Annotated in this window: 13 protein-coding genes; 2 read left to right on the top strand and 11 right to left on the bottom strand. The window is 38.8% G+C overall.

The features are described 5' to 3' along the window. Nucleotides 1-39: 39 nt before the first annotated feature. The 10 genes from C4S54_RS00870 to C4S54_RS00825 form a co-directional block, all read right to left on the bottom strand. Nucleotides 40-1,209 carry a phosphoglycerate dehydrogenase gene (locus C4S54_RS00870; protein WP_022775628.1) on the bottom strand — a complete coding sequence of 390 codons (1,170 nt, stop codon included), beginning with the start codon at nucleotides 1,207-1,209 and terminating at the stop codon, nucleotides 40-42. Between the two features lie 2 nt (nucleotides 1,210-1,211). After that, nucleotides 1,212-2,294: a 3-phosphoserine/phosphohydroxythreonine transaminase gene (serC, locus tag C4S54_RS00865; protein ID WP_103867854.1), complete on the bottom strand. Its 1,083-nt coding sequence runs from the start codon at nucleotides 2,292-2,294 to the stop codon at nucleotides 1,212-1,214. A gap of 234 nt (nucleotides 2,295-2,528) precedes the next feature. Continuing rightward, complete coding sequence (locus C4S54_RS00860; RefSeq protein ID WP_103867853.1) at nucleotides 2,529-4,052, bottom strand: L,D-transpeptidase; 1,524 nt, start codon at nucleotides 4,050-4,052, stop codon at nucleotides 2,529-2,531. Nucleotides 4,053-4,086: 34 nt separating this feature from the next. After that, nucleotides 4,087-5,766 (bottom strand): biosynthetic-type acetolactate synthase large subunit, encoded by a 1,680-nt coding sequence (ilvB, locus tag C4S54_RS00855; protein WP_200821026.1) that lies wholly within the window; start codon nucleotides 5,764-5,766, stop codon nucleotides 4,087-4,089. A gap of 51 nt (nucleotides 5,767-5,817) precedes the next feature. Further along, nucleotides 5,818-7,488, bottom strand: a complete 1,671-nt coding sequence (gene ilvD / locus C4S54_RS00850) for a dihydroxy-acid dehydratase (RefSeq protein WP_103868093.1) — start codon at nucleotides 7,486-7,488, stop codon at nucleotides 5,818-5,820. 48 nt (nucleotides 7,489-7,536) lie between these two features. Further along, complete coding sequence (locus C4S54_RS00845) at nucleotides 7,537-9,231, bottom strand: glycosyltransferase family 39 protein (protein WP_103867851.1); 1,695 nt, start codon at nucleotides 9,229-9,231, stop codon at nucleotides 7,537-7,539. Further along, a complete protein-coding gene (gene leuB / locus C4S54_RS00840; RefSeq protein ID WP_103867850.1) occupies nucleotides 9,209-10,306 on the bottom strand; it encodes a 3-isopropylmalate dehydrogenase in 1,098 nt (365 codons plus the stop codon). The genes C4S54_RS00845 and leuB overlap by 23 nt, the downstream gene beginning before the upstream one ends. Before the next feature lie 79 nt (nucleotides 10,307-10,385). Further along, nucleotides 10,386-10,742 (bottom strand): preprotein translocase subunit YajC, encoded by a 357-nt coding sequence (yajC, locus tag C4S54_RS00835; RefSeq protein ID WP_022775618.1) that lies wholly within the window; start codon nucleotides 10,740-10,742, stop codon nucleotides 10,386-10,388. Between the two features lie 111 nt (nucleotides 10,743-10,853). Further along, nucleotides 10,854-12,035, bottom strand: a complete 1,182-nt coding sequence (tgt, locus tag C4S54_RS00830) for a tRNA guanosine(34) transglycosylase Tgt (RefSeq protein ID WP_103867849.1) — start codon at nucleotides 12,033-12,035, stop codon at nucleotides 10,854-10,856. 12 nt (nucleotides 12,036-12,047) lie between these two features. Beyond that, nucleotides 12,048-13,187: a M15 family metallopeptidase gene (locus tag C4S54_RS00825; RefSeq protein ID WP_103867848.1), complete on the bottom strand. Its 1,140-nt coding sequence runs from the start codon at nucleotides 13,185-13,187 to the stop codon at nucleotides 12,048-12,050. A gap of 268 nt (nucleotides 13,188-13,455) precedes the next feature. Here C4S54_RS00825 and C4S54_RS00820 point away from each other — a divergent pair, with 268 nt between their 5' ends. After that, on the top strand, nucleotides 13,456-14,307 hold the full coding sequence (locus C4S54_RS00820) for a hypothetical protein (RefSeq protein WP_103867847.1): 852 nt from the start codon (nucleotides 13,456-13,458) through the stop codon (nucleotides 14,305-14,307). Beyond that, nucleotides 14,273-15,544, top strand: coding sequence for a hypothetical protein (locus C4S54_RS00815; protein WP_103867846.1), 1,272 nt, complete (start codon nucleotides 14,273-14,275; stop codon nucleotides 15,542-15,544). Before C4S54_RS00820 ends, C4S54_RS00815 begins: the two co-directional genes overlap by 35 nt. A 113-nt stretch (nucleotides 15,545-15,657) precedes the next feature. Here the strand turns inward: C4S54_RS00815 and aroC are convergent, their stop codons facing one another. Further along, nucleotides 15,658-16,758, bottom strand: a complete 1,101-nt coding sequence (gene aroC, locus C4S54_RS00810) for a chorismate synthase (protein ID WP_103867845.1) — start codon at nucleotides 16,756-16,758, stop codon at nucleotides 15,658-15,660. Nucleotides 16,759-16,794 lie beyond the last annotated feature (36 nt).

Below are 16,794 nucleotides of genomic sequence, written 5' to 3'. Positions count from 1 at the left end.
GGATTTTACTCCTACCCGATATTATAATACATTTTCTTATTAAACGTCTTTTCTTACAACCCTTACTCTGATAACTCCATCGATTTTTTCAAGTTTACTTACAAGAGCATCCTCAATTCCATCCTCAAGGTCAATCAAAGTATAAGCATAATCGCCGCGAGATTTATTTGTCATATCCGAAATGTTATATCCGGCCTCACCAATTTCTTTTGTAAACTGGCTGATCATGTTTGCAACATTTTTGTGATAAATTGCAATTCGAGGATTATTGCAAATTCCCATATCACAGTTAGGGAAGTTAACCGAATTGTTGATATTTCCATTTTCAAGGAAATCCTTCATTTCAAGAACAGCCTTAACTGCACAATTATCCTCAGACTCCTCTGTTGAAGCTCCAAGATGAGGAATTACTATGCAGCCGTCATGTCCTGCTGTTGTAGGATTCGGGAAATCCGTAACATATTTTCTGATCTTACCTGAATTAATGCCGGCCAGGATTGCAACCTCATCACAAAGGATGTCTCTTGCAAGATTAAGGATTATAACGCCTTTCTTCATCTTAGCAATTGCTTCCTGTCCGATCATACCCTTTGTAGAATCCAAAGCAGGTACATGAACTGTGATAATATCGCACTTTGAATAGATATCATCTACATTGGTCACGTGCTTAACATCTGATGACAGTCTCCATGCAGCATCAATTGAAAGATATGGATCATAGCCGTAAACTTCCATGCCAAGCTGTCTTGCTGCATTGGCAACTCTTACGCCAATGGCACCAAGTCCGATGATACCAAGCTTTTTGCCAAAAATTTCAGTTCCTGCAAATTTCTTTTTTGATTTCTCTGTAAGCTTTGCAATATCAGGATCTCCGGCATTCGCCTTGACCCACTCAGTTCCTCCGATGATATCTCTTGAAGCAATGAGCATAGCTGCAAGTACCATCTCTTTAACGCCATTAGCATTGGCACCCGGAGTATTAAATACAACGATTCCTTCCTCAGCACATCTGTCTAAAGGAATATTGTTTACGCCTGCACCTGCTCTTGCAATGGCAAGAAGATTATCGGAAAACTCCATTTCCAGCATGTTGGCACTTCTTACAAGAATGCCTTCTGCGTCATCAACATTGTCAACAGCTTCATATTTATCAGTAAAATTATTAAGTCCGATCTTAGCAATAGGATTCAAACACTTGTATTTGTACATGATCACGCTCTCTCCTTTTCAAACTTATCCATGAATTCAACAAGTTTCTTAACACCTTCAATAGGCATTGCATTGTAGATACTTGCTCTCATACCACCAACAGTTCTATGCCCCTTAAGGCTCACAAATCCAGCCTTTGTAGCTTCTGCAATAAATTCTGCGTTAAGCTCATCGCTGTCTGTGATGAAAGGAACATTCATAAGAGAACGATCTTCCTTGCGAACTGTACCTTTGAACATTTTGCTCTGATCAAGGTAATCATACAAAACAGCAGCCTTTTCTTCATTTCTCTTCTTCATCTCTTCAAGACCGCCCTGGGCTTTGAGCCATTTAAATACAAGCCCGCACATGTAAATGCTCCAGCAGTTCGGAGTATTATATAAAGAGCCATTGTCTGCCTGAGTCTTCCACTTAAGCATTGTAGGAGTATAAACGGGAACATCATCTGTAATAAGGTCTTCTCTAATGATGCTTATTACAAGGCCTGCAGGTCCAACGTTCTTCTGAACGCCGCCATAGATAACTCCATATTTTGTAACATCCACAGGTTCTGATAAGAAGCATGAAGAAACATCTGAAACAAGGATATGTCCTTTTGTATTAGGCAAAGTCTTAAACTTTGTGCCATAAATAGTATTATTCTCACAGATATATACGTAATCTGCATCTTCCGGGATTGGAAGATCTGAACAATCAGGAATATAAGAGAAAGTCTTGTCAGCACTGGAAGCTACTTCGATGGCTTCACCATATTTCTGTGCTTCCTGATATGCTTTTTTAGCCCACTGACCGGTAATGATATATGCAGCCTTACCATTTTTCATAAGATTAAGTGGAACTGCTGCAAACTGCTGACTTGCACCGCCTTGTAAAAAGAGAACCTTGTAATTATCAGGAATATTCATAAGATCTCTGATGTCCTGCTCTGCAGTCTGGATAACATTATCGAAAGTCTTGGATCTATGGCTCATCTCATTGATAGACATTCCACATCCGTTGTAATCCAGCATCTCTGCAGCTGCCTGTTTTAATACTTCTTCTGGCAAAACAGCCGGGCCAGCACTAAAATTGTAAACTCTTGACATTTCTCTCCTCCTATAATCCATGTAGATGATTTTTGTAATATTGATAATATTCTTCAGCGAGTTGAATCGCTAAATTTAACCTTTAAATACATTGTAGTCGTCATTAAAAAAATGTCAATAATGCAATTCCATAATTAATGTTATTTTATTTTTTTATTCTAAAAAAGCAAAAAAATATGAAATGGCAAAAACCATTTCATATTTAACAATAAGTTTACATAATCCCAGATTTTATCAGTAATACAAAACAACCGGAGTTCCTACTTCGACGACTTCCCACAACTGTGAAACAGTATCCAAAGGGCAATTTATACAGCCATGCGAACCATCTCTTTTATATATTTCTTCTCCAAATTTTGATCTCCAGGTAGCATCATGAATGCCAACTCCTTTATGAACTCCAAGCCAATAGTTTACATAAGACACGTAATCTACTCCAACTAAATTTGTGTGATATCGTTTATTATAGACAGGAAATATTCCTGTTGGAGTTCCTCTTCCTCTGTTAACATTCCCCGTAACAATTGGCATATTCATAGAAAGCTTCCCTTCAACATAATAAAAGAGCTCCTGTTTACCCATATTTACTTCTATATAGGTATCCCCAAGACTTTCCTTTGCATTAAACACAACTGCCGAATCAGAAAGCTCCAGAGTTCTGACTTCCTCATTCATTGTAGTACCCGAAAGATAAGCATCCTTTAAATACTCAAATTCAGAGTCTATGTCATATACAAGCCCATTGCCCTTACTATTATTGTTTATTATGATCTCGGCATTCTCATCGCCACTTCTATACCTTGCAAGATCCCATTCAGTGCTGTGAGATGCTGAAAGATCATGAAGAAAATCATACATCCTGCTTTCTCCAAGGATCAGATTCCCATTTGAATCCATCAAAAATCCCTCAACAATAATAATGTCATCTTCAGGAAATTTCTCTTCTTCCGCGCCTGCTATAAACAGACCACTTCCAGGGAGTTTTTTAGATACTTTTTCTTCCTTTGCACTTTCAAGATCATCTTCCGTAAGTATAAAAGAAGCTGCTATCTTTTTATCCACTTTAACTTCTTCATCTGCTATTTTATAGGTGATCATGCAGGACTGAAGGGCATCTACCTTGTTATACAGATCAACTATCTTTTGTTGTTCCTCGTTTAACTGAATTTCCGTATAACACCCATCAACTGTATAGAGCCTTACTTCAGTTTTTAGCGCTTTTATACTGTCGATTACAGCCTGTGAAATAGCCTCCTGAACAGGGGCTTTACTTAGATTGTCTTTTAATATATAACCACTATCTCTGGTTTTTTCTATACTAATATTAAGTTCATCATCATCAAGGAATATTTCCCATTTGGATATTATGTCTTTTATTGCATCTTTATCAACATATACATCCGGAGACAGGTTCACAATGAGGTTTTCAAAAAAATAATAGCCCCATGCAAAAGGATTTTTGTCAGACAGATACGAATCAAGCATATTTGTAAAATCTATGCGAACGCCCGCATCTTTAGCAGATATAAAGAGCTCTGCTCCGCTAATATCAGTAATGGCAATACCTTCATACTGATATTTCTGGCAGAGCTCTTCATTTACTTCATCAACACTTTTTCCAGTGCAGTAAACTCCATTGATCCAGGTAAAGCAGGGAAAACCATTCATGTAATAAAAGCCCAGTCCAATATAAACAGCTATAAAAGCTGCAATTGAAACAGCAAGTGCAATTAATAATCCCTTTAAAGCTCTACTCATGATCTCCCCCAAAATCACTTTTCATTATTTCTAATTATTTTTTCGAAGCAAGATCCCCGGCATCAAATGCTTCGCTGATAGATGCTCCTGCAGGAACCATAGGGAACACCTTATCATCTTCCTCTATTATACAATCAATTACGACAGGTTTGCCTGCGTTTATAGCTTTTTTTAGAACAGGAACCACTTCAGACTTCTTGGTAATTCTGAAAGCAGCGCATCCTAACGCTTCAGCCACCTTGCAGTAGTCAACCTTGTCCTCAAAGATTGTCTGAGAATAGTGTTTTTCATAGAACAGTGTCTGCCACTGTCTGACCATTCCAAGAACATTGTTGTTGATCACTATCTCGATGATAGGAAGGTTATACTTAGATGCTGTTGCCAGCTCGTTCATATTCATTCTAAAGCAGCCATCTCCAGCAATATTGATACAAAGCTTATCCGGGTTTCCTGCCTTCGCACCAATACATGCACCAAGACCATAGCCCATTGTTCCAAGACCACCTGAAGTCAAAAATGTTCTTGGATGTCTGAACTTATAATATTGCGCAGCCCACATCTGATGCTGTCCAACATCTGTAGATATGATGGCTTCACCCTTTGTAAGCTTATCCAGCTCTTCAATGATATATGGGCATGTAAGCTTATCTGTCTCGTAATTTAAAGGATATTTCTTTTTATAATCCTTTATCTTATCAAGCCATTCAGAATGATCCATAACAGGAATTTCTTTATTTATTTCTGAGAGAACCTCTTTAAGATCACCTACAATAGCAAAATTGGTCCTGATATTTTTGTTTATCTCTGCAGCATCAATATCGATCTGAAGAATCTTAGCCTTGGAAGCAAAAGTCTTTGCATTACCTGTAACTCTGTCAGAAAATCTAGCTCCCAGCGTGATCAAAAGATCGCACTCACTAACTCCAAAGTTTGAAGTTTTGGTGCCATGCATACCGATCATGCCTGTGTAAAGCTCATCAGTGCCATCAAAAGCGCCCTTACCCATGAGCGTATCACATACAGGGGCATCAATAGTATGCGCAAACTTCTTAAGTTCCTCAGAAGCACCAGATATTACAGCACCACCGCCCACATAGATATATGGTCTCTTTGATGCTTTGATCATCTTAATGGCTGTTAATATATCGTCATGGTCGTAAGTTACTTTTCTTTTTTCTTCTGCAATTGCAGCAGCCTTGTAGTCACAGCTCTTTTGTGTAACATCCTTGGTAATGTCAACAAGAACAGGGCCCGGTCTTCCGCTTTTTGCAATCTTGAAAGCCTTCCTCAAAGTAGATGCAAGCTCTTTTACATCCTTAACAATATATCCATGCTTTGTAATAGGCATGGTTATGCCTGCTATATCAACCTCCTGAAAAGAATCCTTACCCAAAAGAGGCAGATTTACATTACAAGTAATTGCAACCATAGGAACCGAATCCATATAAGCAGTTGCAATGCCGGTTACAAGATTTGTAGAACCAGGACCACTTGTAGCCATACAAACTCCAACCTTTCCGGTAGACCTTGCATAACCATCAGCCGCATGAGCAGCGCCCTGCTCATGCGATGTTCTGATATGTAAAAAATCATCCTGCTGTTTGTATAGTTCATCATAAATATTTAAAATTGTTCCGCCGGGATAACCAAAAACCGTATCAACGCCTTGTTCCTTAAGACACTCTAAAACAATCTGTGCTCCAGTTAACTGCATGATAAAAAAACTCCTTACTTTCAGTAGTCTTATTCAATAATATTAGAACGATCAAGCTCTTGGAATTTCCAAAATAGCTCCACGGTTACCACTAGTTACGAGCTCACGATAACGAGCAAGATATCCTGTAGTTACCTTAGGCTCTCTAGGCTTCCAGTTCTTTCTTCTCTCAGCAAGAACTTCATCAGAAACCTTTACATTAAGAGAGTTATTAGGAATATCAATGCTGATGATATCTCCTTCTTCAATAAGCGCGATAGGTCCGCCAACTGCAGCTTCAGGAGATACATGTCCTATGGAAGCACCTCTGCTTGCGCCAGAGAAACGCCCGTCTGTAATAAGAGCTACAGATGATCCAAGCCCCATACCGGCAATAGCTGATGTAGGATTGAGCATTTCTCTCATTCCAGGGCCGCCCTTAGGTCCTTCATATCTGATAACCACAACATCTCCTGCTACGATCTTGCCGCCAAGGATTGCTGCGATTGCATCTTCCTCACAATCAAATACTCTTGCAGGTCCCTCATGAGTCATCATTTCAGGTACAACAGCAGATTTCTTAACAATACCTGTGTCAGGAGCAATATTTCCCTTAAGAACTGCAATTCCGCCTGACTGCATATAAGGATTCTCTATTGGTCTGATAACCTCAGGATTAAGGTTCTTTACACCTGCAAGATTCTCTCCAATAGTCTTTCCTGTAACAGTAAGTGCGTCTGTATTAAGAAGATTCTTTTTAACAAGCTCTGACATTACAGCCAGGACACCACCTGCTTCATTAAGATCCTCCATGTATGTTGGGCCAGCAGGAGCCAGGTGACAAAGGTTAGGAGTTCTGCTTGAAACTTCATTTGCAATCTCCATATTAAGCTCAACTCCAGCTTCATGAGCAATTGCAGGTAAATGAAGCATTGTGTTTGTAGAACAGCCAAGTGCCATATCCAGAGTAAGCGCATTCATGAACGCATCCTTTGTCATGATGTCTCTTGGTCTGATATCTTTCTTAACAAGTTCCATAACAGCATAGCCTGCATGTTTAGCAAGTCTGATCCTTGCAGAATAAACAGCAGGAATTGTTCCATTTCCAGGAAGTCCCATTCCAATTGTCTCTGTAAGACAGTTCATGGAATTGGCTGTATACATACCTGAACATGAACCACATGTAGGACAAGCTTTTTCCTCATACTCGCAGAGCTTTTCTTCTGTCATTTTTCCTGCAGAAACACTGCCAACAGCCTCAAACATGGAAGAAAGTGATGTCTTGTGACCATCTACTCTTCCTGCCATCATAGGACCGCCGGATACAAATACAGTAGGAATATTAACTCTTGCAGCAGCCATCAAAAGTCCAGGTACATTCTTATCACAGTTTGGAATACAAACCATGCCATCAAAAGCATGGGCTTTTGCAAGACACTCTGTACTATCAGCAATAAGGTCCCTTGTTACAAGAGAATACTTCATGCCAATGTGTCCCATAGCAATTCCGTCGCATACCGCAATTGCAGGAACCACAACAGGCATTCCGCCTGCTTCAGCTACAGCAAGCTTAACTGCTTCTGTAATCTTATCGAGGTTCATATGGCCCGGAACGATTTCGTTATAAGAACTAACAATACCAATTAGGGGTTTTCTTCTCTCTTCTTCGGTAAAACCAAGTGCGTTAAAAAGGCTTCTGTGTGGTGCCTGCTGAAGTCCTTTCATAACTCTGTCGCTGTTCATTGTCATGATATTCTCCTCCTATATAAACAAAAATTATAATAAACTTAATTATTTCACATATAAAATAAAATCTTCACTTTCATATATAACTCTCATGGTCTTTAAATAATCCCAATTTATCGTTTCATGAGTCTGATAGAACTTCCAAAAATCCTCGCCGCTATAACCGCTTTGAAGCATATCCTTATCCACTATCACCATATCCGCGTCATCAACATCTGTCTTGGTACAATCAATGTCCCAGCCAAATTTCATAAGGTACTGCTGATCACAGTCCAAAACAGCCGGATTGTTTTTCTTGGTCACATCCGCAATATATAGCGTATTGAACAATTCATTTTCTCTATGCCCAAGCTGACAATTAAAGTCCGAACTTGTAACTCTGAGTAAAAACAAAATAGCAACACAAATTGTAGGAATGTAAACCCCAAGCCCAAAGTACCACTTCCCCTCGCGGGTAATGATCTCGTTTTCTTTAGAGCCGGCATTTTCACTGTTTAGACCGGATATTTTTCTATTGTATATCCTGATATGGACATTTATCAGTCTCTCAAAAACAGAACACACACATAAAACCACAATAAAACTGCTATATCCAAAAACTCTAAGATAGGGTAATTTCTTTTGAAGTATCAGCATTACACCTATAAACAACAGATTAACGATTGCAACAAGATTTATTACTGTCCTGCTATATTCGAAATGCTTTATACATTCATAGATCATACAGCCCATTCCGGCCAGTATAAATACAATAAGAACAATTACCATACCAGGAAGCATATAATTTAGCATGCTATAATTCCAGCCCAAATATCTCTGCCAGAAAACAGCAGGTTCAAGACTCTGGATATATGGCTGAGAGAGCATATAATCTATACCTGTTAAAAGAGCTTTCATGGGAGAGCGCAAAAGAACTGCTCCGTGTGTCCATCCAAAAAACTCAGATCCTGAAGTTTTCACAAGAAGATTCGAACCAATAGCAAGCCATATTACCGAGTATAAAAAAGTAGTTCCCGCAGCAGCAAACAGTCCCGAAAACACGAGATTTATCAGCTTTTTTCTATATATATTATCTGATGGTTTATCATAAACGCTTTTACTTCTCACAGCGTTTATAAAAAGATACAAAGCTCCGGAAAGTCCTACAGGGACAACCCAGTATACGCTGCTTGGCACTGTATAAAGTCCAAGTACGATGACTCCAAAGAGTGAAAAGTATAAATACATTCTCTTTTCACCCAGGCTACAGATCTGACAGATACAGTATATAGATAAAAGGAAGCAAAGGGTTGCAAGTGTGTACCCTCTTCCCTGAACACTGTACTCATTTATTACCTGCATGGAAGCATATAAAAGAGCTGCTGCAAAAGGAAGTCCATGAGAAAAGAATCTTTTGCAGATTCTGTAAACAAGTATCAAATTGCTTATGGCACAAACAAATGAAACTCCTCTTAATCCAAAGTAAGAATTTCCAAAATAATCAACAATACCGGATAGTACTGAATATCCAACATGATTATTGGGAAGTGGCCAGTGAATCGCTGCATATATAGGGCCTTTACTTATGAAAGTATAGTAAGTATACAGTTCATCATACTGTGGAGTTATGGCAAACATTCTCCACAAGTAATAAGCACCCATACCTATCACCAGAAGTGCCATTGCTATTGTTTCCGGCTCGTGTGGCAAAATGTCATATATTTTCTTTTCAGTTTTTTCAACCGCTAATTCGTTCAGCAATCAAATCCCCCATTTTTATGCATCCAACTATTTCAAAGCCTTCTTTATCATTAAGGCACAGATCCTTTGTTCTGTAGCCTTCCTTAAGGACTTTTTTGACAGCTTCTTCAATAGCGTCAGCTTCTTTATCAAGATTAAATGAATATCTTAGCATCATCGCAGCAGATAGAATTGTAGCAATAGGGTTTGCCAGATCTTTTCCTGCAATATCAGGAGCACTGCCATGACTTGGCTCGTATAGTCCAAAACTGGAGTCATTAAGGGAAGCACTAGGAAGCATTCCAATAGATCCGGTGATCATACTTGCTTCATCAGATAATATATCTCCAAACATGTTCTCAGTAAGAACTACATCAAATGATGACGGACTCTTAACAAGCTGCATAGCGCAGTTATCAACAAGCATATGAGAAAGCGATACATCCGGATAATCCTTTTTAACTTCCTCAACAACTTTTCTCCAAAGCCTTGAAGAATCCAAAACATTAGCCTTATCAACGCTTATCACCGAGCTTCTTCTCTTCCTTGCAACTTCAAAAGCTTTAATTGCAATACGACGGATCTCACTTTCCTTATAAACAAGTGTATCTGTTGCTACAAGCTCACCATCTACTTCTTTTGTACATCTGTCGCCAAAGTACAAGCCGCCTGTCAGTTCTCTCATAATAAGCATATCAAAGCCTTTTTCAGCCTCTTCTTTTTTAAGAGGGCAGGCTTCTTTTAACTCAGGATACAAATATGCAGGACGCAGATTCGCAAAGAGATTTAAAGCTTTGCGAAGTCCCAAAAGACCAGCCTCAGGCCTCTTTGACGGTTCGAGCTTGTACCATGGAGATGTACTTGTATCTCCACCGATAGATCCCATCAAAACAGCATCTGCAGACTTTGCTGCAGCAATTGTCTCATCTGTCAAAGGCACACCATAGGCATCAATAGAACAACCACCCATTAAAACATCTTTATATGATATTTCATGCCCATACTTTTCACACACTTTATCAAGAACTTTTTTGGCTTCTTTTACTATCTCAGGTCCAATACCGTCACCTGGAATACATGTAATATTAAGCTTCATCCCCATGCTCCTTTGTGTTTTATTTACTTATAGAATAAGCCTGACCAGGGCGCACCTTGGCCAGGCTTAAATCCGTCAATTACTTTTTCTTTGAATCCTTACTATCTGTAGCAGCAGTTGCAACTGCATCTTCAGGCTTTTCAACTTCAACAATTGCTTCCTTAACCATAGGAATACGACAGTTCTTATTGTTACCAAATTCTACGATTACCATATCATCATTGATATCAATAACTGTTCCGATAAAGCCGCCTGTTGTTCTAACGCTATCGCCTACTGCAAGTGATGCAAGTACCTGAGCTTTCTGCTTCTGCTCTTTTCTGTTAGGACGCATGAACAAGAAGTAAATAGCAACCATAAATGCAGCATAAACAAGCATTGTTGTTATAAATGCTGTGCTTGAGCCAGCAGATTCAGTAGTTAAAAATAATCCCATACCTTCCTCCAAAACTTGTAATATATACCAATCAATAATACTAAAAAGAAAAATCAAATTCAAGTGAATATATACATCCATTAAGAAAAATCAATACCGCCTTGATTTTTCTTAACCTTTGCGCCAGTTTCTTGCGATATTATAGCCATCAGCGATGGTCTCGCTGTCAAACTCAAGCATTCCCTCAAGTTTTCTCTTTTTGTATGCTTTATATTCTCCCTTTTCAATGGCCTCTCTTATTTCTATCATCATGTGATTATAGAAATAAAGGTTATGAAGCACGCAGAGCCTCATTCCAAGCATCTCACCTGCTTTAAGAAGGTGTCTTATGTAAGCCTTGGTGTATCTGCGGCATGCAGGGCATCCGCATCCCTCTTCAATAGGAGTGTCATCCATCTCATACTTGGCATTCAGAATATTGATATGGCCTCTGTTTGTATAAAGATGACCATGGCGGCCATTTCTACTTGGATATACGCAATCAAAGAAGTCTACGCCTCTGTCTACAGCCTCAAGAATATTGGCCGGAGTACCTACTCCCATCAGATAAGTTGGCTTATTGTCTGGAAGGAATGGTACAACAGTGTCAAGTACATGATACATTTCTTCATGAGACTCACCAACTGCAAGACCACCAACCGCATATCCGTCAAGATCAAGTTCGCTTATGCGTTTGGCATGTTCGATCCTGATGTCATCAAATATAGCACCCTGGTTAATTCCAAAAAGCATTTGATGAGGGTTTACAGTGTATTCAAGACCGTTAAGCCTGTCCATTTCCTTCTTACACCTAAGAAGCCATCTGGTTGTTCTGTCTACAGACATCTGAACATATTCATGCTCTGCCTTGGCAGAAGGACACTCATCAAACGCCATAGCTATTGTTGAACCAAGATGTGACTGTATCCTCATGCTCTCTTCAGGTCCCATAAAGAGCTTGTGGCCATCAATGTGAGAATGGAAATACACGCCTTCTTCCCTGATCTTACGTGTTTTGGCAAGAGAAAAGACCTGGAATCCGCCTGAATCAGTCAATATAGGCTTGTTGCATGACATAAACTTATGCAGTCCACCCATTCTGTAAACAAGCTCGTCACCCGGTCTCAAATGCAAATGATAAGTATTTGAAAGGACAACCTGTGTATCTATCCCTTCAAGATCCTCTGTGGAAACACCACCCTTAATAGCTGCAACAGTTGCAACGTTCATAAATACGGGAGTCTGCACTGTTCCATGAACAGTTGTAAATTCTGCCCTTTTGGCGTTTCCATCTTTTTTTAAAATCTTATACATAAAAATCCTCAATCAATTAACATAAGTGTTCCAAAACTCTTCAAGGCACATGCCATTCTCATACATGACTGTGGCAGCATCAACTCCCACGTACCTAAAATGCCATGGCTCAAATTCTATGCTTGTTATATCCTCTTTTCCCAAAGGATATCGAAGGATAAAGCCATATTTATAGCTGTTTTCAGCAAGCCATTTCCCGGCTTTTGTATCCGCAAAGCCTTCATCAAGGCTTGAGTATCCGTCACAGATAATATCTATAGCAAGTCCGATCTGATGCTCTGAAGATCCGGGAACAGTTACAGCCTGTGAAGCCAGATTGTAAGCTTCCATATAAGACATGCCGCCATTCATATACCTATCCACCTTATTGGTAAAAAGCATAGTCTGACGTTCCGTATCCCTGTATGGTGAGCAGATGATAAGATTGGCGCCATCTCTGCTTGCTGCTCTCATCATTTCAAGAAGTGGTGAGATTATTCTCTCATCACATCTCATCGAACCATTGATAGTTCCAAGAGAAACCTTGTAATCTTCAGGTATTGGATGCTGTTTGTTTATAAGAACTATCTGCCAGTCATCACTGGAAAAAGAATGCTCCGGTACAGTATCCGAAAGCGGAATCTCCTCAGTTACATTTTCAGAAAAATCTGCTTCTGCACTTTCTTCTTCATCTGAAGCACTGCTTGTTGCAGCCAAAATCTCTGATAAAGTAGCTTTATTATCAGATATCATATGCTCTGCTTCTGTGGCATCAGGATTAACACTTTCCATAGCCTCTTCAAGAAGAGATTCATCAACTGTAGTTACTGAAAGCTCCGCTTGAGACTCATAGTCTATAACTTCAGACAATTCTCCCGCAGAATCACCCGAATAACCATCAATATTCATATCAGAATCAAAACTGATATCAAAAGACATTCCTGGATGCGAAAAACTACTACTTGATACAAAGAAAAGCAAGATACATGCAAGGCTTATAAATCTCTTGGCATTACTATAGAAGTAAAACAAAAAGTTGTAGCTCGTGATCGATATAACTGCATAGGCAAGCCCTAAAAAGGAAAGAGCCTTATGTTTTCTATTAAATTTTTTAACTCTGAAAATTATCTTTTCCTTATAAGATAATTTCCTCTGTAAGTTACTGGCATTCATATCAGAAATCCCCTCTTATTTCGGATATCAAGCGCTGACTGTACTTATGATGATATGTTAGACGCAAAAGGCCGTTTTCTTTGGCATCTAAAAATCATTATATAACTTATTTACGCAAAATTCACTATTTTTGCATATTTTTTCTAAAAGCTAACCAAATAATAATTGTAAAAATGCCTCAAGCCATCAGATGATGACCGGATATATATTGACTCATCCCCAAAAACAACCTACAATAAATGTATAGCATTATATTATGAGGTTGTTTATGAGCGAATTAAAAGACTTTCTAGTCAAAACTAAATCTTCTCTTTTATCAGAAAAGGCATTTCTTCAATGTCTCTCAAAAAAATACGCCATCCCAGGCTATATTTCTGTTAAGAATATCCGTGGTAATAAAAGCGAGTATCTGCAATTTAAAGACACGCATTACCGCCTTGTTTCTGTATATCTATCAAAAAACAAGAAAAACCTATGCGAACAGTGCTTTGATTTACGACAGAATCTTGAAAAACGGCTTCATGAAATTGAGGAAGACCTGACACTTCTTGATAACATACAATGTCCGGACTCTATGATTGTTCCATATAAACGCAACGAAAAAATACTTGAAAATGCTATGGGAATCAGTCCCAGCCATAATCTCCTTTTTTATTTGCAGTATTCGAAAGATAATGACTGCTATGTAATTTATTATTACGGCAAAAAAATGCTTCACAAAGTAAACATGATATATGTCAACGAATCATCCATCGAAAAAATAGCTGATTACATGACCACTGCCGGTCTTATTGTTGACAGTGACTGCAACAAGCAGCTTATATCATCACATGATCTCTATCCTGCAAAAAGTAAAAAACAACCTACTGTATCACAGACAAACTCGGGAATAAAATACAGCTTTAAAAAGAATTCCACCGATTACACCATTACTTTTTATCATCAAAAGAAAAAATATGAATTGCAATATGAACCATATTTTAGCGACAGTTCCTCCAAATTTGATGCAGAATGCGCTCGAATGGGCTTTTTTGTAGAAAAATACATAAATCAGATTAATTTCGAAAAAGGGGTATCAAAATATTATGAACGAAGACAGAATGTTCATACTGAAACATAAAGATATAGATGTTGCAATTTTGCAATTAAACAATAATGGTGAAATCATGAATCACCACATCATCAATCCTATGCATATGCCTTACCTTGGTTCAACCAAAAGCAGGCATTTATATGACTGGTGGAAACAGCGCTCAATTCCTGAAGGGAGAGAGCATCTTCTTTCCCTTCTAAAGGCATATGACTGCTCTTCTCCTTCAGAACTTCTAATGAAAAACCTGGGGTTAAGCCTTACCGATACATATTGGATATGTCCTGCAGAACTTACTTTATTATGGGAAGAAGTTAATCTCTTTAAAAACGGGAATAAAACAATACATTTTCACAGTGGTGAGGGAAGAGCACATTATTCAAACTCGCCAGATGCAGCATTAAACGGATCCTTGGACAAAAAAGCCATAAACATAAAAGGGATATGGTTTTTGGATAAGTTGAGCAATCCAAAATATGCCAATGGTATCCAAAATGTTAATGAATCATTTGTATCCTTGGTTCATAGGCAACAGGGATTTAGTGAATATACACCTTATGAAATCCTTGGCGAGGACTCTGAGATCAATAAATACAGCAGATGTCACTTTTTCACCGATGAACATCTGGAACTAATCACAGCATTTCAAGTTACCGGAGGATATAAAAATGAGGAATCATATGATTCCTCAACAGAGTTAAATAAATTCATTGATATCTGCATAAACAATGGTTTAGACTGTGGCTATGTTCAAAACTTTCTCGATTATATGATCATGATAGATTTCATCACTACAAACGCAGACAGACACTGGGATAATTTTGGAATATTACGAAATCCGGATACTCTCAAGTTCGTCTCAATGGCTCCAATATACGATAACGGAAATTCCATGTTTTTTGACATCCCACAGTACATGAACAGAGCATCACTACTGCGTTTAGAAGATAATGGAATCGATAAGCTTGAGATAAACAGACTTCAGTTAGTACATAACAAAACTTTGGTCAACGCTTCGCTTCTGCCAACACCGTTAAAAGTAAAAAAATACTATATTGAGCACGGTATTGATAGCCAAAAAGCCAAAATGATAGCAGACTCATACAGTAATAAGCTTGACCTTTTTCTGGAGTTCCAGCATGATATTCCAATAAGTTACGACAGAGAAATGTACTACTATTTGGATGAAGTGCCATATGTTAAACAAAGGCCAAATCCTAATTATAAAGATTTTGGACAATCAAAGTTGCAAGGCTCTTTGCCATAAGATCAACGACCTCTTCGCCAAAGTTGATTCCGAGCAGGCTATGACTACAAAATAAAAAAGCAGTAAAGGAGCCTTTGTTTCACAACACAAGGCTCCTCTTTTTTAATTTCCGATTATTTCTTATAAAATCCAATTATATTCTCTGCTTTTGAGAGCATATTTGACATCAAAAGATCAAGTGTACAAAGAGCACACATACTCTCCACCACTACCACAGCTCTTGGAACCACAACAGGGTCGTGTCGCCCATGGATACTCACCTGAATATTTTCTCCTGACTTATTAACTGTATTCTGAGTCTTTGCAATACTCGGAGTCGGCTTGAAATAAGCTCTGATCACAATTTCGCTTCCATCAGAAATACCACCAAGAATACCACCAGCATGATTAGTTCTTTTTTCAACAGAACTATCACTCATCACAAACTCATCATTATTTTCTGATCCGTGGTATTTTGATACTCTCGTACCATCACCTATTTCAACTGCTTTAACAGCGCCTATACTCATAACAGCATGAGCAATAACAGCATCGAGCTTATCAAACACAGGCTCTCCAACTCCTGCAGGAAGACCTGTAACACGGCATTCTACCACTCCACCTACAGAATCCATTTCTTCTTTGCACTTGGAAATAAGTTCCATCGCTCTTTTATCCGCTTCAGCATCAGGCATTGCTGTCGGAGTCAAAAGAATATTTTTTTCATCAAATTTCTTTTCATCAATCTCGACATCACCGATTGCTCTGGTGAACGCCATAACTTTAATGCCCATCTCATTAAGAAGTTTACTACAAAGCGCACCTGCTGCAACTCTTCCTATAGTTTCCCTTCCTGAAGACCTTCCGCCGCCTCTGTAATCTCTAAATCCATACTTTTCATCAAAGCCAAAATCTGCATGGCCCGGTCTGTAATACTGCGCAATCTCGCTATAGTCCTGAGATCTTTGAGAAGTATTTTTTACAATAAGAGAAATTGGCGTACCTGTTGTCTTTCCTTCAAAAACGCCCGAAAGGATATCAACAGCATCATCCTCTTTTCTTGGTGTGGTTGCAGGGGATGTTCCAGGCTTTCTCCTGTCAAGAAACTTCTGAATATCTAAAACATCCAGCTCCATTCCAGCTGGAAATCCATCGACCACTACCCCAAGTGCTTTCCCGTGTGACTCACCCCATGTGGACATCTTTATATTATTACCAAATACAGATCCGGACATATTTTCCTCCCAATATAAGCCAAAAGCCCTCGCACC

Source organism: Butyrivibrio sp. Su6 (genome assembly GCF_900108105.1).
Classification (GTDB): domain Bacteria; phylum Bacillota; class Clostridia; order Lachnospirales; family Lachnospiraceae; genus Butyrivibrio.
The sequence above is the reverse complement of the archived record's forward strand: the minus strand, read 5'-3'. Positions and strand labels throughout refer to the sequence as shown.